The organism is Pyxidicoccus sp. MSG2 (assembly GCF_026626705.1).
GTDB lineage: Bacteria > Myxococcota > Myxococcia > Myxococcales > Myxococcaceae > Myxococcus.
Map to the genome: position 1 here is coordinate 8,993,654 of NZ_JAPNKC010000001.1, position 23,725 is coordinate 9,017,378.

Sequence of the window (23,725 nt, forward strand, 5' to 3'; positions counted from 1 at the left end):
TCCGGGCTCCGCCGGAGCATCATGAACGCCAGACGCCGTCTCCAGACCCGCCGGCCCCGTGTCGTCACGGGCGCCCTCGTCCTGCTCTCCCTGCTGCTGGGGGCGTGCACCACGCTGCCTACCCGGGGGCAGGTGATGATGCGCGACGTGTCCTTCCCGCTGCGCGACTTCCGCATGCCCTCGGGGCTGCGCGTGGTGGTGGAGGAGGACCGCCGCTCGCCGGTGGTGGCGGTGGTGGCCGTCGTCGGCGTGGGCGGCTCCAGCGACCCGAGCGGCAAGGAGGGACTGGCGCACGTGGTGGAGCACCTGACCTTCCGCTCCCGCCACGCGGGCGGCCCATCCATCCAGACGCGGCTTGAGGCGGCGGGCGTGGGCCACTCCAACGCCTCCACCAGCCTGGACTACACGGCCTACGAGGCGCTCGCGTCTCGCGAGGCCCTGCCCGCGCTGCTGAAGATGCACGGCCAGTGGCTGGCCTCGCCCGTCGCGGGCATCACCCCGGAGGTGTTCGCGGTGGAGCGCGAAGTGGTGCGCAACGAATTGCGCCAGCGCAATGAGACGGGCTACGTGGGGCAGGTCTTCAGTTGGATGCACGCGGCCTCCTATCCGGCGAGCCACCCCTACGCGCGGCCCCTCATCGGCACGCACCCGACGCTGACCGCGCTCACGCTGGCGGACGCGCAGCGCTTTGCACGCGCCCACTACCGTCCGGACAACGTGACGCTGGTCATCTCCGGTGACGTGGACCTCGCCGCCGTGGAGCCGCTGCTGCGCGAGAGTCTTCCCGCCGAGTGGGTGGGCTCCGGCGCACCGCTGACCGTGGAGCCGCGCCTGCCCGGGAAGGTGGCCGAGCCCCCGCTCACCCCCGAGCCGAAGTCGCTGCCGGAGTACGCCGCGGCGGTGCCGTCGCCCGAGCTGTACCTGTCGTGGGTGTTGCCTCGCGGCTTCGACGAGCAAGGCGCCGTGCAGGAGTTCGTTCGCGCCAGCCTCGACCGGAACCTCTGGGGCGCGGTGCGCAGCGACGGCGACATCGCGGGCATCAGCACGGGTCTGGTGCCCGGCACGCGCGCGTCGCTGCTCGTGGTGCGGGTGCAGCTCAGCCGCGGGGACCACCCCCAGCGCTCGGCGGAGAAGGTGCTGGACATGGTCCACAAGGCCTGGTCGAACTCCGTGGAAGCCGGCGACGTCCTCGGCAATGAGGCCGACTTCCAGGCCGCGCGACGCAACGTCATCACCGGCATGGTGCTGGAGTCGGAGCACCTCCTCTCGCGCACCCTGCGCCGTGCGCTGCTCACCCACTTCACGCTCGACGTGCGCTCCTACACGCGCTCGCAGATGGCACAGATGGCGCTCGGCGGCAGCCAGGTGACGGCCTTCGCGTACACGTGGCTGCAGCGAGAGCGGGCGCGTGTCATCCTCGTGCGCCCCGGCGAGAGCGGCACGGCGGTGGCGGAGAATGGCCCCGCGCAGCTCCCGGCGCAGCCCGAGCCCGCGGTGCCTGTGGAGCACGCCACGCCGTCCATGGTGACAGCCCTCTCCGCGCCGGTGCACGTGCTCAAGCTGGACAATGGCATGGAGGTGCTGCTCGCCCCACGCCCGGGCCTGCCGGTGGTGCGGGTGGGCGCCGCGATGGGCGGCGGCTCCGCGTACGGGGCGAAGCCCGGCGTGGCGGACCTGGCCGGCTATGGCTCGTTCCGCGAGTCGTGGTTCGAGGGCCGTCCCAGCGACTGGGGCCTGTGGGATTCCACGTCGCTCCAGAGAGACCATGTCCGCGTCGAGCTGTCCGGCACCGCCGGCAACGTGGGCAACATGCTGGCGATGCTCGCCGAGCAGCTCTCCTCCATGCGCACGTCCGAGGACGTCGTACGCTTCCTGCGGGAGCAGGTCCTGCCGTGGCGCGACGCCGTGGATGGCCGCCCCGAGGTGCAGGCCCACCGCGCCCTGCTGAGCGCGCTCTATGGCACGCACCCCTACGCGCACGAGGCGACGGGCGCGGAGATGGCCCAGGTGTCCTGGTCCGACGCCCAGGACTGGATTGAAGACGTGTACCGGCCCGGCAACACGGTGGTCGTCATCGCCGGCGAGTTCGACGTGAAGGAAGTGGAAGTCCTGGCGCGCAAGTACCTCGGCGGATGGAGCCGGGGGACGCCTCAGCCGGTGGATCTGGCGGCGGCACCGGCACTGCCCGCGGCCTCCGTGCGCCCCAACACCCTGCTCACCCCGCGTCCGGGAGCCACCCAGGGGCAGGTCCACGTGGCGTGCCGGCTGCCGGCGGCCACGCCCGAGGCCGAGGCGCGCTACTCGATGATGGCGGAGTTGATGGAGGTGCAGGCCTGGCACGACATGCGCTCCCAGCGCGGCGCGTCCTACGGCTTCCAGTCCAGCACCTGGCTGGGGCGGGGCGGAGCGGCGCACCTGATGGTGGAGGGCATGGTGGACGCGCGGCGCATGAGCGAGGGCGTGGGCTCGGTGCGCCAGGCCATCGCCGCGTTCGCGAAGACGGTGTCGGCGCGTGATTTGGAGCAGGCCCGCTCGAGGCTGCTCGCGCGGCAGGCGGTGTCCTTCATCTCCACGTCGGCCTGGGTGGACGCGCTGCTGGACACGCGCGTGCGGGGCTTCACGCCCGACGCGCTGGCGCAGCGGCCCGCGCACCTCCAGGCGGTGACGTCCGAGGCGCTCCAGCGCGAGTTCGCCGGCTGCCTCGAGCGACTGGTGGTGGCCGTCACGGCCGACGAGGGCCCGGGGCGCGCCGCGCTCCAGGCCCTGTCGCAGCCGTAGCCACCGCCGCGCCCGCCTCCTCGCCTGGTGTCCGCTCATCCTGGCGAGGGGGTGAGCGGGCGGCCGCCATGCCTTGGAGGACTGCCTACCTTCCCGCCAACGAGGAATCCTCAGGAGGGCTGGCCGCATGAGATGGCAGGGGGGACGTCGCAGCTCGAACATCGAGGACCGGCGGGGGAGTGGGCTGGGCCGTCCGCTGGCGGTGGGCGGTGGGGCCGCCTCCATCGTGGTGGCCCTGCTGGTGATGCTGCTCGGCGGAGACCCCTCGGACGTGCTCAACGGCGGGGAGCAGGGGACGACCTCGGGCACCGGCGGCTCCGGACAGGCCGTGGACCCGAGGCAGGACCCGATGAAGGACTTCGTGGCCGTCATCCTGGCGGACACGGAGGACACCTGGCCCGGCCTCCTGAAGCCCGTGGGCGTGACGTACCAGCAGCCGCGCCTGGTGCTCTTCTCGGACATGGTGCAGTCCGCATGCGGCACGCAGGACGCCGCGGTGGGGCCCTTCTATTGCCCGCCGGACCAGCGCGTGTACCTGGACCTCCACTTCTTCGACGAGCTGGACCGCCGCTTCGGCGCCCCGGGTGACTTCGCGCAGGCCTACGTGGTGGCGCACGAGGTGGGGCACCACGTGCAGAACCTCCTGGGCATCTCCGACCAGGTCCATTCGCAGCGCAGCCGCATGTCCGAGCGCGATGCCAACGCCCTGTCCGTATTGACTGAATTGCAGGCGGACTGCTTCGCCGGCATCTGGGCCCACCACGCGCAGAAGCAGCGCAAGGTGCTGGAGGAGGGCGACGTGGAGGAAGGCCTGGGCGCGGCGACGGCCATCGGCGACGACACGCTCCAGCGCCGCGCGCGGGGCCGCGTCGTCCCCGAGTCCTTCACCCACGGCTCCTCCGCGCAGCGCGTGTACTGGTTCCGCCGCGGGCTGGAGCAGGGCACGCTGCAAGGGTGTGACACCTTCAACGACGGCGCCGCCGGCACGCGCGGCCGCTGAAGGCCCCCGGGACGGATGGCGTTTTCGTCCTCCTCCAGGCTTGAATGGTGGGCGCGGGCTTCTTGACCGCGCCCACCACGCCGGGAGGGGACATGTCAGCACCCAGGGCCCTGTTGTCCGCGGCACTCGCCGCCAGCCTCCTCTTCGCTCCCGGCGCGGACGCACGCTTCGGCAAGCGCACCTCGTCGGACTCGTCGAAGGAGGAGTCCCACGAGGCCACCGCCATCGGTGCCGACGAAGACAAGGACGACGACGACGACGACGACGACGCGCCCTCGAAAGGACAGGGCTCCCAGTCGTCGGACTCGGACGGCGGCGGGTGCTGTGGCGGGGTGGCGCACAGCCTCGGTGAGGAAATCGTGGGGGGCCTGTTCAGGCTGCTGCTGGAGGGGCTCGTCTACGCCATCGCCACCAACGGCACGCATATGGACGCGGAGCCGGCGTCCGACCCGCCCGTGGCCCGGGAGCTCCGGCACGCCGCGCCGCTGTCCATGCGCATGGGGATGCAGGGCGCGCTGCCGGGAGAGGGCGTGAGCGTCCTGGACATGTCCTTCGGCCTGGAGGAGCGGCGCTTCGGCGTGGCGGCGAACGTGCTCCGGTTGGCACTCCCCACCGACGACGGGACGGAGGGCGTGGACCGGCTCACGCTGGTGGAGGCGCACGTGAGCCATGTGCTGTACGTCCACCCACGGGCCCGCATCCGCGCGGAGGCGGGCGTGAGCACCGCGCGAGCGCCGGACGTCACCCTGGTGGGGCCCAGCATGGCCATTTCCGCCGAGGCCTGCCTGCTGGGCCCGCTGGACGTGGAGGCCCGGGCGCAGCTCACGCCACTGCCCTACCGGCAGTTCGACGGCACGGCGGGCGTCGCGCTGCACCTGGGCGGCTTCGTGATGCGCGGGGGCTGGCGCGGCCTCTTCCTGGACGACCAGGGCGTGGTGGACGGCATCGCCCACCAGGACAGCCTGCACGGCCCCTACCTCGGCATGGGTCTCGCCTTCTGAGCGTCCCCCCGGGGACTTCGCAGGAGGGGTGCACTTTCCGTTGCCTTGACGGTTCGTCCGCCATAACGGATATTCCAGTCATCCGTTTTGACGGATATCCGTCCGGTAACAAAGAGGCCACCCATGAGCGCAGCCGTCATCGACCTGCAGGACTTCCGCAAGAAGCGCGAGGCCGAGCAGTGTCAGATGATGCGCCCCGCGCCGGTGCGGCCCTGGATGCCCGTCTGGGTGTGGGTAGTAGTCTGGCCGGTATGAAGTCGGTTCGGGAGAACACGGGTCGGCGGGGCTCGAGCGCCTCGGAGCGCAGGCGTCGCGAAGCGCGGGAGCCCGGAGCGGAAGCCACTCCACCCGCCGAGCCGGCGCCCCCTTCCCAGGACGCTTCTCCGGACACGGAGAAGGCGTGGTCCTACGAGGTGGCGCACCCCGATGCGGACCAGGACCTGGCGCCCGTCGTGGGGAAGAACCTGCGCCGGCTGCGCAGCCAGCGCGGCCTGTCGCTGGAGCGGCTGGCGAAGGCCTCCGGCGTCAGCCGGGCCATGCTCGGACAGATTGAGCTGGGGCAGAGCGCGCCCACCATCAACGTGCTGTGGAAGATTGCCCGCGCGTTGGACTTGCCGTTCTCCGCGCTCATCAGCATGACGGGCGGCGCGGGCACGCGGCTGATGCGGGCGCGGGAGGCCAAGCGGCTCACCTCGCACGACGGGCGCTTCGCGTCCCGGGCGCTCTTCCCGTTCGACGAGCCCCGGCGCGTGGAGTTCTACGAGCTGCAGCTCAAGGGGCACAGCGAGGAGCGCGCCGAGCCGCATCCTCCGGGCACGCTGGAGAACCTCGTCGTCACGCGGGGCACGCTGGAGATGGAGGTCGGCACGGAGCGCCACCTGCTCGCCGCGGGTGACGCCATCCTGTTCGAGGCCGACAAGCCCCACGTCTACCGCAACGTGGGGCCGGACGACGTGCAGATGTACCTGGTGATGACGTACGCCGAGGAAGTGGGCTGAGGCGCGCGCTCTAGCGGGCCATGCCCATCATCATCGGCATGCCGTTGCACATCATCATCACCGGCGCGCCCATGGCCATCATGGCGTTCATGGCGTCACAGCACTCCTTCACCATCGCCATGTCCTGACCTTCCATCGGCATCATCTTGCAGACCATGCCGTCCTTGCCCATCTCGCACGTCATCCGGACCATCATCGGCGCCATCTGACGCATCATCATGGGCATCATCATCGGCATCCCCATGCCCATGGGGTTCATGCCCATCATGGGGTTCATGCCCATCATGGGGTTCATGCCCATGCCGCCCATCATCATCGGGTTCATCGGCATGCCCATGCCGCCCATCATCATGGGGTTCATGCCCATGCCGCCCATCATCATCGGGTTCATCGGCATGCCCATCATCATCGGGTTCATGCCCATCATCGGCATGGAGGGGGCGGAGTTCGTCGGCATCGGGTTCGGGGCGGCCATCATGGATGCTCCAGGTTCGGGTGCGTGGGGCGGGTGCGTACGGCAGTGCCCGTGGAATAGAGAGTCGCGTCCGCGAACGGAATGTGGCGGGAGGGCAGGCGTGCGTTTTCCTCCGAGGCAGCGGAGGACCGGCACGCCTTGACGGACGCGCTGCCGGGTCGAGCGGACGGCCCTCCGCTGGCGCGGAGGAAGTGTCGTCCGTGTCACGTCGGTGCGGGTGACGGCTTCCGACGGGATTCGGACAGCGGCCTCGTCCTCGGGTGAGGTGCTCGACGGGGACGAGCAGCGCCGGGCATGACCTTCACCGAGGTCTGACTCAGGGAATCCGCCCCTTCACCTTCCACCACAGCAGCCCGATGAACGACTCCGGCAGCGGCTCGGGAGGCGTCATCGCCTCGTCTTCCGCCTCCCGCCGCGTCGCTGGAGGCAGGGCCCGCCGGGGCGCTGGCAGGGGCAGCGGCTCGGAGCTGTGCAGTCCCCGCTCCGCCCGCTCCAGCGCTTCGGAGAAGGACCTCCTCCCGGCCTCACGCGTGTCGATGGCCGACACACCGGACACCCGCTCCGGAGCATGGATGCGGGGAACGGCATCCGCGCCCTCGACACGGCGGATGCCCTTCACACCTCCGATGGGTCCTCGCGACTTCCGTCCGTAGCTCATCGCGGACCTTCCTCTCCCATGTCGCGCCCGCGGCGCTCCAGCTCACTGCGGGGACGGCGTGGACACCGCGTCCTTCGAGCTCGCCACCAGTTCCTCGCGGCGCAGCAGCAGGCGCGCGTTGTCCTTCGGCAGGATGCGGAGCTGGAAGCGCCGCCGGTTCGAGTCCGCTTCACCGAACACGCCCCGGTCACTCACCAGCAACAGCGCCGTGGGCACCACGAACCGTGAAGAACGGTTGCCGTAGTAGTGCACCACCACGTGGTACGGCCCCGGCGCCGCCTTGCGCGAGTGGTACAGCTCCGGCCCCAGGCCATCCGTGATGTCCCAGAAGAGCTTCCCGCCCAGCCGCGTCTCCTTGTGCTGGTAGAAGCATTTCTCGCCGTTCGGCTCGATGACCCACAGGTCGATGTCCGTGCTGTCCGAGTTCCAGTGCGTCGTGAGCTGGTAGTCGATGGGGGACACGGAGATGAGCCCGGTCATGTCTTCGTCGTCATACTTCCCCGGCTTCTCGGACAGCTCCCTGAGCCGCGCCCGCAGCACCTCGGCCGCGCCCTCCGCGCGCGGGTGGCGGGCCAGCGACCACAGCATCCGCGCGTAGTGGTACGACGCCACGACGCGCAGCTCGGACGTGTGCCGCGCCCAGCCGCGGGCAAGGACGATTTCGTAGTTCCGCGCCGCCTCCGCGTACCGGCCCGCCGCGTCCAGCGCGAGCGCCTCCTCCAGGAAGGCCTGCCCCTCGAACGGGCGGTTGAGCCGCACGTGCTCGAACAGCTCCGCGGCCGCGGGGAACTGCCCCATCGCCAGCAGTCCGTAGCCCACCAGCCGCAGCGCCTCGGCGTCCTTCGGGCGCAGCTCCACCGGAGACGACAGCGCCCGCACCGCGCCCCACGTGTCACCCGAGAAGGCCCGCTTGCGCGCCACCGCCTCGTACACCATGACGTCATCCTTGTTGGCGCGGCGGGCCTGCCGGTACGCCAGCTCCGCCTGGAGCCGCTCCTCGCCGCCGGCGTAGGGGTCCTCGCGCAAGGGCTGGCGTTTCAGCATCGCGGACAGCGCCGTCCGCTTCTCCGTCAGCACGCGCACGACGTCCTGCCCCGACTTCTGCACCTCATCCAGGGCAATCCCCTGGAGCTTGTCCCGCCGCTGGTCCTCCTCCTTCCGGCGCAGGGCTTCCAAATCGTTCAGCTCCACGCGCTCGTCGCGGATGGCGTAGCGCGTGTAGTCGGCCTCGGACTCCAGCACGAGCATGGACGCGCGGGCATTGGCCAGCCGGTAGTGCTGGCTGAGCGCCACCGCCATCCGGTCCAGCCGCTCGTCGTCCAGGGACACCAGCCGTGCGACGAACAGCTCCGCCCACGCGCGCGGGGCGAAGGGGCTGTCTTCATCCCGGGGCAGGGGAACGCGCAGGACGCGCTCCTCGCCATTGGCGCGCGTCACCACCACCAGCTCGGCGGCGCCGTCCTCGGGGAGCCGCCCGGCCACCTGCAGCTCCTGCCCGGGGAAGACGAGGTGCGGCCGTCCCGCGACCACCAGGTCCTTCACCGCCGCGCCCTTCACCTCCACGCGCTCCAGCACCACGGCGGCGGCACGGTGCGCCCGGGCCGCGGCCTCCACCTCGGAGCCCGAGAGCACGTTCACCACGCGGCCACCGCTGGCGCGGGCCAGCGAGTCGAACAGCTCGGCGTTCACCGCGGCCTCTCCGAAGCGGTACGTCACCCAGCGCAGCGACTCCGCGCTGGAGTGCCGGGAGATGAGCGACTCCACGTTGCTCTGCCCCCAGGTGACGTTGCCATCCGACAGGAGGAACGCCGTCACCTTCCCGCCGGGCTGCGCGGGCTTCAGCCACTCGCCGCTGGCGCGGTCCAGTTCCGCCAGCACGCCGTCCACGTGGGAGGCGCCCTCGAGGAAGATGCGCTCCAGCTCGGCGAAGGTCTCCTTCCGGTGCCCGGCGTCGTTGGTGCGCCAGCCCGTCCCATGCAGCCAGCGCGGGCGCACGTCGAAGAGGAGGATGGCGTACTCCTGGAGCGTCGTGTCCTTCTCCAGCAGGGCGCGAAGGGTGGCCGCCTGGAGTGCCCACGCGTTGCCGTCCTCGATGGACAGCGAGGTGTCCACCACCAGCACCGCGCGTCCGGTGGGAGGCCCTTCCGCCTCCGAGGTGAGCCGCGCCGGCAGCCGCACGCGCGCATGGAACGCCTGGCCCGGCAGGCCCGCCACGTCTCGGCCCACGAGCACATCCGCCTCCGCGCGCTTCGGGGTGAGCGCCGCCGCGAGCGCGCCGTCCCCTTGCAGCTTCGCGAAGTCATACGTCCGCCACGGGCCCAGGGTGCGCGGCGCGGACGTCTCGGGTTGCACCGTCACCGAGTCCGCCTGGCGCGGGTCCACGTGGAGGCGCGCGGACACCTGGACGTCCTTGCCTGCGCCCGCGGGCAGCGGCCACGTGTAGCGCAGGTTCTTCCCGTCGAAGAGGAGCGTCTGCTCGTACGCGATGACCACGCGCTTGAGGGACTTCGGCGGCAGGGGGAAGACGCGGGCGCTGAAGGTGGAGGCGCCCGCCCACTCCAGCAGCGCCGGGTCCACGTTGCGGCGGACAATCTCCTCGTAGACTTCCCGGGCGCGCTTCTGCTCGACGACGCGGGCCTCCTGGCGCTCGCCCCAGGAGCGCTTCGCCCCCTTCGGGCTGGGAGGCGCGGCGGCTCCCAGTTCTTCCACTCGCGCCGAGTCGTCCCCCAGTGGCGGCAGCAGGTCCGAGGACTGGAAGAGGGAAGGCGTGTTGACGGAGACCGAGCCGGAGTAGAGCGCGAAGCCGGCCACGGCCGCGCCGCCGGGGAGCGGGTAGTAGAAGGTGCCTTCGAGGTTGCGGTTCGTGTCGTTCTCGAAGAGGTGGTCCACCACGGTGCGGGCGCGGGCGCCCTGGATGTATGTCACCACGCGGATGGCACGCGTCTTGAGGGGCTGGTAGCGGCCGGACTCGTCCATGACGAGCACCTTCGCCGCGCGGGGCGCCGCCTCCACCTTGGGCAGCACCGGGGTGGGGAGGTCCTCGGCCGCGTCAGCAGAGGCCTTCGACGGCTTGGCCGCGGAGCCGCCCGCACTCCCACCCTTGATGATCTGGATGATTTCACGGCGCTTCTGCTGGAGCTCCCGGGGCTGCGCCTCGCCCGCGGAGCCGGGCCGTTCCGCCACCACTCCGCCGAGCGAGCCCCCCACGACGCCGCCCACCACGCCACCGACGACTCCGCCTTCGACGACTTCCTCGACGGGTTCCGCGGCGGGTGCCGCGGCCGCGCGAGGGGGCGGGGGCGGGGCGGCCACGGCCATGGGCTCGGCATCGTCCCGGACCTCGCCCTCATCGCGCTCCAGCGCGTCGTTGGTCGCGGCGCGCGCCTGGAGCCGCTCCTGCCGCTCCCGCTCGGAGAGCGCGGCGTTGCGCCGCTGCTCCTCGCGCTCCCGTTCGGAGAGCGCGGCGCGGAGCCGCTGCTCCTCGAGCTCCTCCCCGGAGCGGAGCAGCTTCGCGATCTGCTCCTCGCTGAGCACCTGCGGGTCGGCCACGGAGTCGCGCAGCTCCGCGAGGTCGACCACGCCCGGGTCGGGCTGGCCTGGCGCCGTGGTGGGCGCCACGAGCCCGGCCTTCTCGAAGGGGGGCGTCAGCGCGGCCCGGGCAGGTGTCTCCGGTTCCGGCGTGGCGGGAGGCGTCGAGGTCGAACCGCGGTTGCAGCCCGCCACGACGAGGCACGTCAGCAGCACGGCGGTAGAGAAGCGCGTGAGGTGCATGGTGGGGGACGTTAACCCAACGCCCTTCGCCCCGTCGCCTGCCCCCCGGACGGGCACCCCAGGCCCGGCCCGTGCGCCCGGTGGTGCTTGTGACCCGGGCCTCGCATCCCAACCGTGAGCGGACAGAGAACTCCAACGAGGGGACGGCACCGCACCGCATGAGCACGCTCTCCATCAGCGACTACGCCCTGCTGTCGGACTGCCGCACGGCGGCCCTGGTGAGCCGGATGGGCTCGGTGGACTGGCTCTGCTTCCCCCGCTTCGACGGGCCCTCCGTCTTCGCCCGGCTCCTCGACGCGAAGGCGGGTCACTTCTCGCTGCGCCCCGAGGGCGAGGCCCGCGCCACGCGCCGCTACCGCGAGCAGACGCTCGTGCTGGAGACCACCTTCCATACGCCGACGGGCACGGTGGTGCTGCGGGACGCCCTGGCGATGGGCAGCCACGAGCGCGGGCACGAGCTGGGCCGCGCCTCGCCCGGTGTGTTGCTGCGCCATGTCACGTGTACTCGAGGCGAAGTCACGCTCGCGCTCGAGCTGGGCGCCAGGCCGGAGTACGGGCTCATCTCCCCGTCCCTTCGCCAGAAGGACGGCGGTGTGGAGTGCCGGGGTGGGGCGGAGGCGCTGCTATTGGCCTCGGCGGTGCCGCTGCGTCTGGAAGGCTCGGACGTCCGGGCGACCTTCACCCTGCGCGCTGGCGAGTCCACCGGCTTCGCGGTGCAGCACCAGCTCACCTGGTCGGAGCCGGTGGCGCTGTGGACGCAGGAGAAGATTGCCCGCCGTCTGGAGGACACGACGGAGACCTGGCGCTCCTGGTCCGACGCGCACCAGGGCTACGAGGGCCCGTGGCGCGAGCTCGTCCACCACAGCGGCCGCGTGCTGCAAGGGCTCACCTTCCAGCCCACGGGCGCCGTCATCGCCGCGCCCACCACGTCACTGCCGGAGGAGCTGGGCGGCGTGCGCAACTGGGACTACCGCTATACGTGGCTGCGCGATGCCAGCTTCACCCTGGACGCGCTCTGGGTGGCGGCCTGTCCGGACGAGGCGGAGCGCTACTTCCAGTTCCTCGCGGAGGCGGCGCAGTCGCAGCTCGCCAGCGGGCAGGAACTGCAGGCCATGTTCGGCGTCGGCGGCGAGCACGACCTCACCGAGCGCACGTTGTGTCACCTCTCCGGCTGGCGCGGCAGCGCGCCGGTGCGCGTGGGCAACGACGCCTGGAAGCAACGCCAGCTCGACGTCTACGGCGAGCTGCTGGGCTCCGCGCACCGGCTGGAGGACCTGCTGGACAAGACGGACGGCGCCTTCCGCCGCTTCCTGGTGGACGCCGCGGAGATGGCGGCGAAGCGCTGGAAGCAGAAGGACCAGGGCCTCTGGGAGATGCGCTGCGAGCCACGCCACTTCGTCCACTCGAAGCTGATGTGCTGGGTGGCGTTGGACAGGGCCGTCCGCCTGGCGGAGCGACTGGAAGCCGGGGACCGCGTGGAGCGCTGGCGCCGCACGCGCGACGACATCCGCCGGGCGCTGCTGGAGGAGGGCTGGAACGAGGACGTGGGCGCCTTCACGCAGGCCTTTGGCTCGGACGTCCTGGACGCCGCGTGCCTGATGATTCCCATCGTCGGCTTCCTGCCCGCGGATGACCCTCGGGTGCGCTCCACCGTGCGGGCCATCCAGACGCACCTCACGGACCGCAACGGGCTCGTCCACCGCTACCGCATGGACGACGGGGTGGAGGGCGGGGAGGGCGCATTCCTCCTGTGCACCTTCTGGCTCGCGCAGGTGCAGGCGATGGCGGGCGAGCTGGAGGCGGCCACCGTCACCTTCACCCGCGCCGCGTCCTTCGCCAACGACGTGGGCCTGCTGGCCGAAGAGGTGGACGAGGAGCGGCGCGTGGTGCTCGGCAACTACCCGCAGGCCTTCAGCCACGTGGGGCTGGTGAACGCGGCCTGGGCCATCTCCCAGGCGCGTGCGCGCCCCGGCCGACCCGACGACTCGACCGAGGCGGCGACCGCCGCGGGCTGAGCGGTTGCGGAATGCGGCCGGCTACCTCGCGCCCACCTTTCCGGCGGGTGCCGCATGGGCCTCCAGGAAGCGGGCCGCGCGGGAGAGGAACTCGATGAGGTTCTCCTTCCGCGCGAGCGAGTGTCCCTCGTTGTCGGCCACCATGTACTCGACGGGCACCTTGCGCTCGCGCAGGGCGCGGACGATGAGGTCCGACTCGCTGCGCGGCACGCGCGGGTCATTGGCGCCTGCGTAGACGAAGAGCGGGTCGACGATGCGGTCCACGTCCTTGAGCGGGGAGATGGACTCCAGGAAGGCGGCGTCCTTGTCCGGGTCGCCGAACTCCACCAGGAAGATTTCGCGGATGAAGCCACTGGTCGTGGCCATGAACGTCTTCAGGTCCGCCACGCCGAACAGGTCCACGCCCGCGCGCCACAAATCAGGCATGCGGGTGAGCCCCACCAGCACGGTGTAGCCGCCATAGCTGCCGCCGAAGATGATGACGCGGTCCGGGTCCGCCCAGGGCTGGGACGCCGCCCACCGGCCGGTGGCCTCGATGTCCTTGAACGCCGCCGGGCGCGCCGGCCCGTTGTCTCCCTCCTCGAACGCACGCCCGAAGCCGTCGGAGCCGCGCACGTTCGGCTCCACCCAGGCGTAACCCTGTGACAGGAAGAACGCAGTCATCGGCGACCAGCGAATCTGCGAGGTTCCGGAAGGCCCACCGTGATAGCTGACGATGACCGGCAGCTTCCCGGTGCGCTGCTTCGGCAGGTAGACGTTGACGGGCAGCTCCAACCCGTCGTGCGCGCGGACGGAGGTGATGCTCACGTCCATGGCGGGCACCTCCTTCAGGGACGTGCGCGGCTCACGGCGCAGCGGTGACACCTTGCCCGTCTTCGTGTCCACCACCCAGACGTCGGTGGGCGCCGTGGGCGTGGACCACTGGGCGGTGAGGCGCCGGCCGTCCTCGGAGAACCGGCCCAGGCTGCCCTGGCCCAGAGGCATGGCGATGCGGGCACGGGACTTCAGCGTGCGCGCATCCAGCAGCCGGAGCTCGCTCCGGTTGCCTGCTCCGAGCGAGAGGCCGACCAGGCCGCCCACCTTGGAGACCTCGACGCTGTTGATTTGCGCGGTGGCGGGGGCCGTCTCCACGTACCGCGCCTTCTCCTCGCCGCTCTCCGCGTCGAGCGCCAGCAGCCACGCCTGCTCACCGCCGCCGTCGGTGGCCACGTACACCGTCTTCCCGTCTGGAGAGAAGCGGGCGTCGAAGACGGCCACCTTGCCCTCGCGCGGGTAGAGCGGCCGCGTCTGGCCGGACGCGAGGTCCACGCGCAGGAGGTAGTTCTCCGAGCGCGACGGGTAGCGCACGTAGAGGCCCGCTTTGCCGTCGCGGCTCACGTCGGTGAGGAAGCCCGGCAGGTCCTCGCGGTACACCACTCGGGACGCGCCCCCGGAGACGGGCACCGCGTACAGCGTGGTCTGTGCCTCGTTCATGGGCCGCCCGCTGAAGTACACGGTGTCCGGCGCCAGGTCGGGCACGAGCGCGTTGTCGCGGTTGAGCTTCTCGCCCGCGGTGAGCTCCACCGGCGCGGAGCCGTCCAGTCCCACCTTCCAGATGGACCAGTTCTCGTCGGCGCCGGTGTCGGAGAGGAACACCAGCGAGCGGCCATCCGGCGTCGTCGTGAGCTGCGACACGCGCTCGCCCCACTCGAAGAGGCGCTTCGCGGGCGCGTCGGGGCGCCGGGCGTCGGCCACGTAGACCTGGGGCAGGCCGTCGCGGCTGGAGATGAAGAGGGCCTGCTTGCCGTCACGGGTGAGCTGGGGCTCCAGGTTGACGAAGGCGTCCACCAGCGGCGTCACCTTGCGCCCCAATTCGGCGATGCGCGCCGCGTCCGCGCCGGTGGGAACGTCCGGCGCCACCTTCTCCGGTTTCACCTCCGCGTCCGCGGGAGCGGGGCCCCCGGACGTCGCGGGCCCCGCGCTGGCCTGCGCGCCGTCAACGGGGACGGCACCCGGCATGCCCGTCGCGCCGGCCGGGGTGGTGGCGTCCGGCGCGGTGGCGGTGGGAGGGGCTTCCGGCGGCGGCTGGGGCTGCGGCGAGCTCGCGCAGGCGGTCAGCAGCGTGACGAGTGCGAACAGGAAGGAGCGCATGGCGCGGCAAGCTACAGCGCCGCGCCGGGGACTCCATTCCGGCGCTCCGGGCGTCTGTCAGGCCCTGCACAGGGCGCGGCTCAATCCAGGTAGCCCCAGCGGTCCTCCTCGAGGACGTAGAAGGGGCGGCCGAAGGGAATCACCTCCGTCCAGCCCAGCACGTGCCGTGTCGAGTCGCCGTTCGGCTCGTAGGTGAAGCCGAAGTGCGGCCCGTCGTACTTCGCGCGGGGGAGCTCCGGCAGGAAGCCGGGGACCAGTTCCTCCAGCGTGGCGGGGAACCGGCCGTGCTTCGCCTGGAAGGCCCGGCAGGCGGCGATGAGGACGTCCGCGTTCTTCCGGGCCCGCTCGCTCCCCGCGCGGTCGGGCCGGAGGACGACGTACACCGTCATCAGCCCGCTGGCGACATTCCCCACGAACCGCGCCGTGGTGGCGAGGAGCCGGTGGACGGCTCCCTTCTGCGTGGACATGCGTGCCCTCCGGCGCGAGTCCTCATCTTCCCACGGCTGACTATCTTCGCTGAAGGGAGGACTCATGCCGGACATCGACGAACGCCGACGCATGGGCGAGCCAGAAGAGGACGTGCTGGAGCGCCAGGGCGCCTACGTGGAAGAGGAGCCCGGCCACACGCCGGGCTGTGCCGAGGGAGATGACGAGGAGGCGCCGCACCGGACGCATCCCTGGCCGGACCCGGACAAGACGCCGGGGCGCGCGGAGGGCTGAGCGCGGCTCAGCTCTCGCGGGGGCCGGTGCGCTCCGCCGCGATGTCCATCCCCGTGGCCACCTCCGGGATGATGCCCAGGCGCTGGTAGATGGGGCGCACGTGCGCGCGCAGGCCCGGCAGCTTCATCCGGAACCACGCCGCGCCCAGCAGGCACATGGCGCCGCCGATGGCGAGCGTCCGCGGCGCGCCCAGGTGCGTGGCCAGCACGCCCGCCAGCAGGCTCCCGAAGGGCGCGGTGCCCATGAAGGCCATGGCGTAGAAGCTCATCACCCGGCCGCGCATCCGCTCCTCGACGATGGTCTGCAGCACGGTGTTGCTGGACGCCGTCGTCACCATCATCCCGAAGCCGCAGAGCACCATGGTCACCATCGACAGGGCCAGGTGCCGCGAAGCTGAGAACGCCAGCAGCCCCGCGCCGAAGAGCAGGGTGGTGGTGAAGATGACGCCGCCCAGCCCGCGCACGGAGCGCCGGGAGGCCAGGAACAGCGCGCCCGTCAGCGCGCCCAGTCCGGACGCGGCCATCAGGAAGCCCAGCGTGTTGGGCCCGCCGTGCAGCACCTGGGACGCCATCACCGGCATCAGCGTGGTGAGGGGCATCCCCATCAGGCTCACCACGGCGATGAGCCCCAGCAGGGTGCGGATGGGCGGGAAGTGGAAGGCGTGCTGGAAGCCCTCCTTCAACTCCGTGAGGACGTGCTGCGGGCCCTGCGTGCGGGTGCGCGGGGTGATGCGCATGGCCAGCAGTGAGGCAATCACCGCCAGGTAGCTGAACGCGTCGATGAGGAAGCAGCCGCCCTCTCCCAGGACGGCGATGAGCGCGCCGGCCACGGACGGGCCCAGCAGTCGCGCCCCGTTGAAGATGGACGAGTTGAGGGCGATGGCGTTGGGCAGGTCCGCGCGGTCCTCCACCATCTCCACCACGAAGGACTGCCGCGCCGGCATGTCGAAGGCGTTGATGAGCCCCTGGAACACCATCAGCGCGCCGACGTGCCACACGGCGATGTGGCCGCTGAGCGCGAGCACCGCGAGCACGAGCGACTGGAGCATTGCCAGCACCTGCGTCACCACCAGCACCCGGTGCCGGTTCCACCGGTCCACCAGGACGCCCGCGAGGGGGCCCAGGAGGAAGGTGGGAATCTGCCCGCAGAAGCCGATGACCCCCAGCAGCAGCGCCGACCCGGTGAGCCGGTACACCAGCCAGGCGGTCGCCACCCGCGTGAGCCACGTGCCGATGAGCGACACGCTCTGCCCCACGAAGAAGAGCCGGTAGTTGCGGGAGCTCAGGGCCCGGAGCCCGAACCTCCACCCTCCGCGTGGGCGCGGCGCCCCGGATGCTCGCTCCTCCATGATTAAGCGCCTGCTCCTTCCCGGATGTCCGCGTGACGGGCGCTGGCCGCGCGGCGTGCTGCGGGAAACCTGGGCACCACAAGGAGGACGCCGCCATCGCCTGTCTGGAGGGCAGGCAGCCGTGGCTCCGCCGGGCTCCGCTCATTCCTCGGGCTGGCGCACCTGTTGCTCACCTGCCGCTTCCGTGGGGCCAGAGGGAGGAAGCGTGTGAGAAGGTGGACAGGCGCGGTGGTGGGGTGGGGCATGGGTGTGGCGCTCGCGGTCCTCGCAGGGTGCGGCACAACCCACGATGAGGCAACGGATTCCACAGCGGAGCCCGAAAGCGCGGGCGCGAAGGAAGCGCCACTGACGACGCAGACGGTGACGGTGGCGGCCGCAGCGGATGCGCACGTGGTGGCGACGGCTGCGACGACGAGCTACGGCTCCTCGCCCACGCTGGAGGTGGACCTCGCGCCCGAGTCCCAGGCCTACCTCAAGTTCCTGGTGCCAGAGCTTCCGGGGATGGTGACGGCGGCGCGGCTGCGCCTGTACGCGCTGGATGGCTCCTCCAACGGGCCCTCTGTCTATGACCCGCCGGGCGTCCGCAGCTGGAACGAGACGGTGACGTGGAACACCCGCCCGCAGTGGGACGGCTGGCGGATAGCGACCGCGGGGCCCGTGGCCAGCGGTACCTGGATGGAGTTGGACGTCTCGAGCATGTACGTCTACGGGGGCGGCTGGGTCGAAATCTACATGTCCGCGGACAGCACGGACGGCGTGACGCTGGCCTCCAGCGAGCACCCCGACACGACGCTCCGCCCGCAGCTCGTCCTCACGGTGGAGTCCGCCGAGGACCACCCGACGCCCGCCCCCGCGCCGCTGCCGGTGTCCGGCGCCCCCGTGAGCTTCTCGCCGAGCGCGGACACGTACGTCTCCGCGGACAGCGCGACCTCCGCCAGCGGTGGCGCCTCCACGTCGTTGCTCGCGGACAACTCGCCGCAGCAGGAGGTGCACCTGCGCTTCTCGGTGCAGGGGCTGACGGAGACGGTGCAGCGCGCGGTGCTGCGCGTGTACGCCAGCGCGGGCACGGATGACGGCCCGGCGGTGTACGCAACGCAGGGGAGCTGGAGCGAGGCCACCGTCACCTGGAACAGCCGCCCCACGAAGGTGGGCGCGGCGCTGGACGACTCGCAGGCCATCGCCGCGGGCGCGTCCGTGGACTACGACGTGACGGACCTCGTGCGCGGCAATGGTGACTACACGCTCGGGCTCTACGGGACGTCCACCGACGGGGTGACGTTCCTGTCGCGTGAGAGCGCGGACACCCCGCGTCGCCCGAAGCTCCTCGTCTGGTCGGGCGCGCCCGGGGCCGCGCCCACGGATGCGTGCCTGACGCGCACGGAGCTCTTCTCCGCCGGGACGGGCACGGCGCAGGACACGTACGCCGACGAGGGCACGCCGGACATGACGTTCCACCACCAGGCGGCGCTGCGGGTGGACTCGGAGCCGCGCGCGGAGAGCTTCCTCGACTTCGACGTGCAATTGGGCGCCGGCCAGGTGCGCCGCGTGTTGCTGCGCCTGTACTCGGTGGACGGGACGGGCAATGGGCCGAGGCTCTTCCGTGCGGCGCCCTTCGACGCGGCGGCGACGGACTGGAGCCATCGCCCGGCGGTGACGGGGAGCGCTCTCGGAGACCTCGGTGCCGTCGCCCGCGACGCATGGGTGGAGTACGACGTGACGGACGTGGTGACGGCGTCCGGCCGCTACACCTTCGCCCTGCTGCCGGACAGCACGGACGGGGCGCGCTTCGTCTCGTCGGAGGCGCAGGAGAAGGGCATCATCTCCGGCGCGCCCCAGCTCGTCGTCGTCTACGAGACGGGCGCGTTCTGCTCGTACCGGGGCACGCAGCCCTCGGGCACCACGGCGTGGGCGCGCCAGTCGGGCGGCCCGCTCGCGGAGCGCTCCGTCCACATCGCCCCGGCGCCGGGCGGTGGCTTCGCGGCCCTGAGCACGGTGGAGCAGACGCCGGCCGCGCCCTATTCCTTGGCGCAGACGAACGTCATCACCCTCCACCGCGCGGACGGGAGCGTGGCGTGGACGCGCTCCTTCGCGCAGGCGGGGGTGGAGCTGAGCCGGGTGACGGTGACGGCGCTGGGCAACGTCCTGGTGGCGGGCAGCTACTCCGGGGCTCCGGACCTGGGGAAGGGCGCGCTGCCGCGGGGCTCGGGCCTGGTGGTGGTGAAGCTCACGCCGTCGGGCGCGGTGGACTGGACGCGCGGCTTCACGGCGTGGTTCGACACCTCCGAGGGGCGCCAGGACAATCCGATGACCGCGTATGACCTGGCCACGGACGCGCACGGCAGCGCCATCCTGGTGGGCACGTTCTGGGGCTACACGGACTTCGGCACCGGCCCGGTGTACTCGGGCAAGCCCTACCCGTACGACGACGAGTACCCGAACTCCTTCGTCCTGAAGCTCCAGTGGGACGGCGCGTACCTCTGGTCTCACGTGCTGGTGGGCAGCGGCCTGCGCGGGACGCTGGCGACGAGCGTCGCCGTGGACGCCGCGGAGAGCATCACCGTCGGTGGCTGGTCGGGGGGCGACACGGACTTTGGCGGGGGCGCCATCTCCGGGCGCGGTCCCTTCGTGGCGCGGTGGACGTCGGCCGGCGCGCACGCCTGGTCCCGCGTCCTTCCGGTCCAATGGAGCAGCCTGACGGGCGTGGGCGTACTGCCGGATGGGCGCGTCGCGTTCGCGGCCGACTTCGGGGGCCGCTTCACGTTCGCCGGCCAGGCGTACGCCAGCAGCGACCCGGACGACTACGAGGGCGGCCCGCGCGACGGCATGCTGGGGCTGCTCTCCAGCACGGGCGCCGACCTCGCGCTGCGCCAGTTCCCCCGGCACATTTTCGGTGACCTCGTCGTGGACGCGGCGGGCACGCTCGTCACCTCGCAGGAGGGCGGCGGCAGTGGCTTCGGGCTGGGACCGGTGGGCCCGGCCTCCCCCGACACGGCGCGCCCGACGGTGGCGGCGTTCGGCTCGGATCTGGGGACGCGCTGGGTGCGCGTCTTCGATGCGCTGGGCAACCGGCTCCAGCTCGCGGCCACGCAGGACGGCGTCGTGGCGTCCGGGGACTTCACCGGCCCGTTCGAGCTGGACGGCACCTGGTACACGCCGCTGTCGCGGCGCTCGGACCTGCTGCGCCTCCAGCTGAAGCCGTAGTCAGCCGAAGCGGGACTTCGCGCGAGGCCGGGCTCTGGACGGCCTCGCGCGAGGGTGCATCACCAGTTGATGAGGTAGGCGCAGGTGGCCGCGCCCTTCAGCCGGCAGTCCTGGTGCGGGCCGTGCGTGAGGGTGGCCTTGGGCTCGAAGCGCTGGGCCATGCCCCGGATGAGCCCCACGTTGAAGCGGCACGGGTAGAGGTCGTCGCACACCACGAGGGCCTCGTTCTTCCCGGCCACGGGCTGGAAGCTGACGTGCCCGATTCCCTCCAGCATCTCCCCCGTCGCCGGGTTGAACATGGGCTTGCCGTCCAGGCGGTGGTTCATGTGGTAGGCGACGTCGATGCCCGCGATCGCCGAGTGGATGTCGCGGATGTTCGGCGGGAACTCGGCGAACTGGGGAATCATCGAGCCCACCTTCTCCAGGCCCCGGCCTCCGAGCAGCGTCTCGATCTTCTTGTAGACGGGCAGGTAGTTCTCGAGCGGGTACCAGGCCGTCGGGTCCACGACGGGCCTGCCCTGGGCGTCGCGCGTCTGGATCTTCATCGTCTTCATCAACTCCTCGATGAGGACGGAGAAGCCCTTGACGGCGTCGACGATGGAGACGGTGCTCGAGCCGCTGACGGCCAGCCGGCTGATGGATACGTATTCGGTCATGGGAGCTTTCTGGGGAAGGGGGCGTTCGGGGCGGGGACTCAGGTGCGCTGCCCGCCGCTCGCCTCGAAGGCGCGCAGGGCGGAGTTGTTGCGCAGGTGCAGCAGGCACTCCTGGATGCCGTCGCGGAGCGTGGCGAGCGTCTTCACGCCGCGCAGCTCCACGCCAATCTGGGTCAGCGTCTGGGCGATGAAGGGGCTGATGCCGGTGATGACGCAGTGGGTGCCGAGCAGGCGCGCGGCGGCCACCATCTTCACGAAGTGGTTGGCCGTCGCGGTGTCCACCACCTCCACGCCGGTGATGTCGATGATGACGCAGCGGGCCTTGCCCTGGGAGATGCGGTGCAGGAGCCGCTCGGTCATCTCCACCGAGCGCAGCGTGTCCATGACGCCGACGATGGGCAGCGTCAGGATGTTGTCCCACAGCTCGATGATGGGCGTGGACAAGTCCCGGATGGCCTCGCGCTGCCGCTCGATGGTGGCCAGCTTCTCCTCCAGCTCGCTGCGCGCGGACTCGAGCTTCTGGATGGACTGCGCGTTCTCCTTCACCGAGGCGTGGAGCTGCCGGGCGAAGAGGTTGATGGTCTCCTCGAAGGAGGAGAACGCGTCCTCCCCATCCAGGGGGATGAGGTGTTGGTTCGGGTCGAACTCGCCCAGGGAAATCATCGCCAGCACGTCGCGGACGCGCTCCAGGCGCTCCAGGTCGATGGCGACGGTGGAGGAGGACTCCGGTTGGGGCTGGCGCATGGGGGGAGGGACCGGCGCCCGGGGGAAGAGTAGGGGGGCCCGGGCCGAGGCCAATGAATTGTTATGCCCAAAACAAATATCCGTATCAAGGGCAGGGGGCCGTCCCTCGGAAGGCCGCCAGGAGCACAGGTTGAGACATTCAAGCGAGACATGGCGGTAACAGCGGGTTTCCCGGGACGATGAAAGGCAATACAGGGTGCGCGGCTCTTGATGAGTCATTGCGTCGGCTGCCTGCCCGGGTTCTTTTTTTGGCGCAGTGCGTTGAGGTCGAGCAGGCGAGCAGACGCCGTGGACCACCTTCCCTTTGGAGGGGAGAAGCCGCGACACTGCGCCTCCACCGCGTAGGCGTTCCGAAGGAGGGACTGCGGCCATGGCGCACCTGGAGTTGATACCGAAGCGCGACCTGTCGAGCTTCCGCAAGCTGGCGATCGGGAGCTGGAAGACGGCGTATGACCCCACCGTCTACGGGACGCTGACGGTGCGCATGGACAAGGCGATGGCGTACATCGAGGCCTTCCGCCAGCGCACCGGCGTGCGGCTCACGGTGACGCACCTGGTGGCCAAGGCGATGGGCGAGGCGCTGCGCCGCTGCCCGGACGCCAACGCCATCCTCCGCTACAACCGCATCTACCTGCGCCAGCGGGTGACGCTCTCCACGCTCGTGGTGCAGACGGACGGCGGCAAGGTGGACCTCACCTCGGCGCGCATCGAGGACGCGGACAAGAAGAGCCTGCGCGAGATTGCCGGAGACCTGGAGGAGGCGGTGCGCCGCGTGCGCGAGCGCCGCGACGTGGCGCTGGAGAAGGGCAAGGGGACCATCCAGAAGATTCCCTACCTCTTCCTCAACACCTTCACCTGGCTCCTGTCCTTCTTCATGTACACGCTGAACCTGGACCTGAGCCGGTTCGGCATGCCGAAGGACGCGTTCGGCTCGGCCATCATCACCAACGTGGGCTCGCTGGGGCTGGACACGGCGTACGTGCCGCTGGCGCCGTACACCCGCGTGCCCATCTTCGTCGCGCCCGGCGCGGTGAAGGAGGTGCCGGTGGTGGAGGACGGCAAGGTGGTGCCGGGCAAGGTGATGAACATCAACGCGACGTTCGACCACCGCTTCATCGACGGGTTCCACGCCGGCGTGCTCGCCAACACCCTGCGGGAGATGCTGGAGAACCCCTTCGAGAGCTTCGACGCGCTCCCGGAGGCCGCCGAGGCCCCCGTGGCCGCGGTGGGGTAGGCGGGCAGACAGTCCCGCGAGGCGCCTTCAGCTTTTCGCAAGGTGTCTGAAGTGGAATCCCCTCCGTGGCCCTGAAGCGGGGCCGGGGAGGATTCACATGCACGAGCATGACCACGACGACGGCGGGCTGGCGCAGGACCTGAAGCTGCTTGGCGCCTCCATGGAGCGCAGGACGTTGCTGCGCTTCGCCCTGGGCGCGAGCCTGCTGCCCTTGATGGGCTGCGGCGGCAGCGACTCCGGGACGGGGACGCCGGGGGACGGCTCCTGCTCGAAGATTCCGACGGAGACCGCGGGCCCGTATCCGGGCGACGGCTCCAACGGCCCCAACGTCCTCACGGAGTCGGGCATCGTCCGGAGCGACATCCGGAGCAGCGTGGGCACGGCCACTGGGACGGCGGCGGGCATCCCGCTCACTGTCACCCTGACGCTCGTCAACGCCTCGGGCACGTGCGAGCCGCTCCAGGGGTACGCCATCTACCTGTGGCACTGCGACCGCGAGGGCCGCTACTCGCTCTACTCCTCTGGCGTGACGAACCAGAACTACCTGCGCGGCGTGCAGGAGACGGACGCGAACGGGCAGCTCACGTTCACCACCATCTTCCCCGCCTGCTACTCGGGTCGCTGGCCGCACATCCACTTCGAAATCTATCCAGCCCTCGCGTCCGCGACGAAGGCGGGGAACAAGATTGCCGTCTCGCAGCTCGCCCTGCCGAAGGCCGCGTGCGACGAGGTGTACGCCACCACCGGCTACTCGGCGAGCGTCAGCAACCTGCGGCAGGTGAGCCTGTCGAGCGACAACGTCTTCAGTGACGGCTCCGACTCGCAGCTGGCTACCGTTACCGGCAACACCACGGACGGTTATGTGGCGACGCTGACCGTGGCGATTGCCGTATAGGTGATGCGGGCAGAGGCATTCTGCTGACGGGTGGTCATCCGCCGCGAGCTTCCCGCCGCGAGCGGCCCGGGCTGTGCTCAGGTGCACGGCCCGGGGTTTCCC

At 71.1% G+C, this 23,725-nt stretch carries 18 protein-coding genes; 10 read left to right on the top strand and 8 right to left on the bottom strand.

Annotated features, from left to right (window positions below; all coding sequences use genetic code 11):
- The first annotated feature begins 21 nt into the window (after positions 1-21).
- From OV427_RS35270 to OV427_RS35290, 5 genes are all read left to right on the top strand, one after another.
- The gene (locus OV427_RS35270; protein WP_267860612.1) at positions 22-2,778 is read left to right on the top strand and encodes a M16 family metallopeptidase; all 2,757 of its coding nucleotides are present in this window, start codon (positions 22-24) and stop codon (positions 2,776-2,778) included.
- A 127-nt stretch (positions 2,779-2,905) separates the two neighbouring features.
- Complete coding sequence (locus OV427_RS35275) at positions 2,906-3,778, top strand: neutral zinc metallopeptidase (RefSeq protein ID WP_267860613.1); 873 nt, start codon at positions 2,906-2,908, stop codon at positions 3,776-3,778.
- Positions 3,779-3,870: 92 nt separating this feature from the next.
- The gene (locus OV427_RS35280; protein ID WP_267860614.1) at positions 3,871-4,779 is read left to right on the top strand and encodes a hypothetical protein; all 909 of its coding nucleotides are present in this window, start codon (positions 3,871-3,873) and stop codon (positions 4,777-4,779) included.
- Between the two features lie 123 nt (positions 4,780-4,902).
- Entirely contained in the window at positions 4,903-5,034 is a 132-nt protein-coding gene (locus OV427_RS35285; RefSeq protein ID WP_256445442.1) for a hypothetical protein, read from the top strand.
- Positions 5,031-5,777 carry a helix-turn-helix domain-containing protein gene (locus tag OV427_RS35290; protein WP_267860615.1) on the top strand — a complete coding sequence of 249 codons (747 nt, stop codon included), beginning with the start codon at positions 5,031-5,033 and terminating at the stop codon, positions 5,775-5,777. Before OV427_RS35285 ends, OV427_RS35290 begins: the two co-directional genes overlap by 4 nt.
- Positions 5,778-5,787: 10 nt before the next feature.
- On the opposite strand, the gene OV427_RS35295 is transcribed toward OV427_RS35290, so the two are convergent.
- The 3 genes from OV427_RS35295 to OV427_RS35305 all read right to left on the bottom strand — a co-directional run bounded on the left by OV427_RS35295 (position 5,788) and on the right by OV427_RS35305 (position 10,681).
- The gene (locus tag OV427_RS35295) at positions 5,788-6,255 is read right to left on the bottom strand and encodes a hypothetical protein (RefSeq protein ID WP_267860616.1); all 468 of its coding nucleotides are present in this window, start codon (positions 6,253-6,255) and stop codon (positions 5,788-5,790) included.
- Between the two features lie 313 nt (positions 6,256-6,568).
- Positions 6,569-6,910, bottom strand: a complete 342-nt coding sequence (locus OV427_RS35300; protein ID WP_267860617.1) for a hypothetical protein — start codon at positions 6,908-6,910, stop codon at positions 6,569-6,571.
- A gap of 42 nt (positions 6,911-6,952) precedes the next feature.
- Positions 6,953-10,681 (bottom strand): VIT domain-containing protein, encoded by a 3,729-nt coding sequence (locus tag OV427_RS35305; protein WP_267860618.1) that lies wholly within the window; start codon positions 10,679-10,681, stop codon positions 6,953-6,955.
- A 158-nt stretch (positions 10,682-10,839) separates the two neighbouring features.
- Here OV427_RS35305 and OV427_RS35310 point away from each other — a divergent pair, with 158 nt between their 5' ends.
- On the top strand, positions 10,840-12,696 hold the full coding sequence (locus OV427_RS35310; protein WP_267860619.1) for a glycoside hydrolase family 15 protein: 1,857 nt from the start codon (positions 10,840-10,842) through the stop codon (positions 12,694-12,696).
- A gap of 21 nt (positions 12,697-12,717) precedes the next feature.
- On the opposite strand, the gene OV427_RS35315 is transcribed toward OV427_RS35310, so the two are convergent.
- Positions 12,718-14,826, bottom strand: coding sequence for an alpha/beta hydrolase family protein (locus OV427_RS35315; protein ID WP_267860620.1), 2,109 nt, complete (start codon positions 14,824-14,826; stop codon positions 12,718-12,720).
- A gap of 80 nt (positions 14,827-14,906) precedes the next feature.
- Complete coding sequence (locus OV427_RS35320) at positions 14,907-15,293, bottom strand: hypothetical protein (RefSeq protein WP_267860621.1); 387 nt, start codon at positions 15,291-15,293, stop codon at positions 14,907-14,909.
- A 64-nt stretch (positions 15,294-15,357) separates the two neighbouring features.
- On the opposite strand from OV427_RS35320, the gene OV427_RS35325 reads away from it, so the two are divergent.
- Positions 15,358-15,546 carry a hypothetical protein gene (locus tag OV427_RS35325; protein ID WP_267860622.1) on the top strand — a complete coding sequence of 63 codons (189 nt, stop codon included), beginning with the start codon at positions 15,358-15,360 and terminating at the stop codon, positions 15,544-15,546.
- A gap of 7 nt (positions 15,547-15,553) precedes the next feature.
- On the opposite strand, the gene OV427_RS35330 is transcribed toward OV427_RS35325, so the two are convergent.
- Positions 15,554-16,894, bottom strand: a complete 1,341-nt coding sequence (locus OV427_RS35330; RefSeq protein ID WP_267860623.1) for an MFS transporter — start codon at positions 16,892-16,894, stop codon at positions 15,554-15,556.
- A 207-nt stretch (positions 16,895-17,101) separates the two neighbouring features.
- Between OV427_RS35330 and OV427_RS35335 the strand changes: the two genes are divergently transcribed.
- Positions 17,102-20,095 (top strand): DUF7594 domain-containing protein, encoded by a 2,994-nt coding sequence (locus OV427_RS35335; RefSeq protein ID WP_267860624.1) that lies wholly within the window; start codon positions 17,102-17,104, stop codon positions 20,093-20,095.
- Positions 20,096-20,154: 59 nt separating this feature from the next.
- On the opposite strand, the gene OV427_RS35340 is transcribed toward OV427_RS35335, so the two are convergent.
- Complete coding sequence (locus OV427_RS35340) at positions 20,155-20,751, bottom strand: hypothetical protein (RefSeq protein WP_267860625.1); 597 nt, start codon at positions 20,749-20,751, stop codon at positions 20,155-20,157.
- Between the two features lie 38 nt (positions 20,752-20,789).
- Positions 20,790-21,494, bottom strand: coding sequence for an STAS domain-containing protein (locus OV427_RS35345; RefSeq protein WP_267860626.1), 705 nt, complete (start codon positions 21,492-21,494; stop codon positions 20,790-20,792).
- A gap of 370 nt (positions 21,495-21,864) precedes the next feature.
- On the opposite strand from OV427_RS35345, the gene OV427_RS35350 reads away from it, so the two are divergent.
- Both OV427_RS35350 and OV427_RS35355 read left to right on the top strand, forming a co-directional pair.
- Entirely contained in the window at positions 21,865-22,728 is an 864-nt protein-coding gene (locus OV427_RS35350) for a 2-oxo acid dehydrogenase subunit E2 (protein ID WP_164002269.1), read from the top strand.
- A gap of 97 nt (positions 22,729-22,825) precedes the next feature.
- Complete coding sequence (locus tag OV427_RS35355; protein WP_267860627.1) at positions 22,826-23,623, top strand: intradiol ring-cleavage dioxygenase; 798 nt, start codon at positions 22,826-22,828, stop codon at positions 23,621-23,623.
- The last annotated feature ends 102 nt before the right edge of the window (positions 23,624-23,725 follow it).

Excerpts from the sequence above, each read along its gene's own strand:
- OV427_RS35280 (WP_267860614.1), top strand. The coding sequence starts at position 3,871 with ATGTCAGCACCCAGGGCCCTGTTGTCCGCGGCACTCGCCGCCAGCCTC.
- OV427_RS35305 (WP_267860618.1), bottom strand. The coding sequence starts at position 10,681 with ATGCACCTCACGCGCTTCTCTACCGCCGTGCTGCTGACGTGCCTCGTC.
- OV427_RS35300 (WP_267860617.1), bottom strand. The coding sequence starts at position 6,910 with ATGAGCTACGGACGGAAGTCGCGAGGACCCATCGGAGGTGTGAAGGGC.
- OV427_RS35340 (WP_267860625.1), bottom strand. The coding sequence starts at position 20,751 with ATGACCGAATACGTATCCATCAGCCGGCTGGCCGTCAGCGGCTCGAGC.
- OV427_RS35285 (WP_256445442.1), top strand. The coding sequence starts at position 4,903 with ATGAGCGCAGCCGTCATCGACCTGCAGGACTTCCGCAAGAAGCGCGAG.
- OV427_RS35320 (WP_267860621.1), bottom strand. The coding sequence starts at position 15,293 with ATGTCCACGCAGAAGGGAGCCGTCCACCGGCTCCTCGCCACCACGGCG.
- OV427_RS35270 (WP_267860612.1), top strand. The coding sequence starts at position 22 with ATGAACGCCAGACGCCGTCTCCAGACCCGCCGGCCCCGTGTCGTCACG.
- OV427_RS35345 (WP_267860626.1), bottom strand. The coding sequence starts at position 21,494 with ATGCGCCAGCCCCAACCGGAGTCCTCCTCCACCGTCGCCATCGACCTG.
- OV427_RS35350 (WP_164002269.1), top strand. The coding sequence starts at position 21,865 with ATGGCGCACCTGGAGTTGATACCGAAGCGCGACCTGTCGAGCTTCCGC.
- OV427_RS35275 (WP_267860613.1), top strand. The coding sequence starts at position 2,906 with ATGAGATGGCAGGGGGGACGTCGCAGCTCGAACATCGAGGACCGGCGG.
- OV427_RS35355 (WP_267860627.1), top strand. The coding sequence starts at position 22,826 with ATGCACGAGCATGACCACGACGACGGCGGGCTGGCGCAGGACCTGAAG.
- OV427_RS35290 (WP_267860615.1), top strand. The coding sequence starts at position 5,031 with ATGAAGTCGGTTCGGGAGAACACGGGTCGGCGGGGCTCGAGCGCCTCG.
- OV427_RS35295 (WP_267860616.1), bottom strand. The coding sequence starts at position 6,255 with ATGATGGCCGCCCCGAACCCGATGCCGACGAACTCCGCCCCCTCCATG.
- OV427_RS35330 (WP_267860623.1), bottom strand. The coding sequence starts at position 16,894 with ATGGAGGAGCGAGCATCCGGGGCGCCGCGCCCACGCGGAGGGTGGAGG.
- OV427_RS35315 (WP_267860620.1), bottom strand. The coding sequence starts at position 14,826 with ATGCGCTCCTTCCTGTTCGCACTCGTCACGCTGCTGACCGCCTGCGCG.
- OV427_RS35310 (WP_267860619.1), top strand. The coding sequence starts at position 10,840 with ATGAGCACGCTCTCCATCAGCGACTACGCCCTGCTGTCGGACTGCCGC.
- OV427_RS35325 (WP_267860622.1), top strand. The coding sequence starts at position 15,358 with ATGCCGGACATCGACGAACGCCGACGCATGGGCGAGCCAGAAGAGGAC.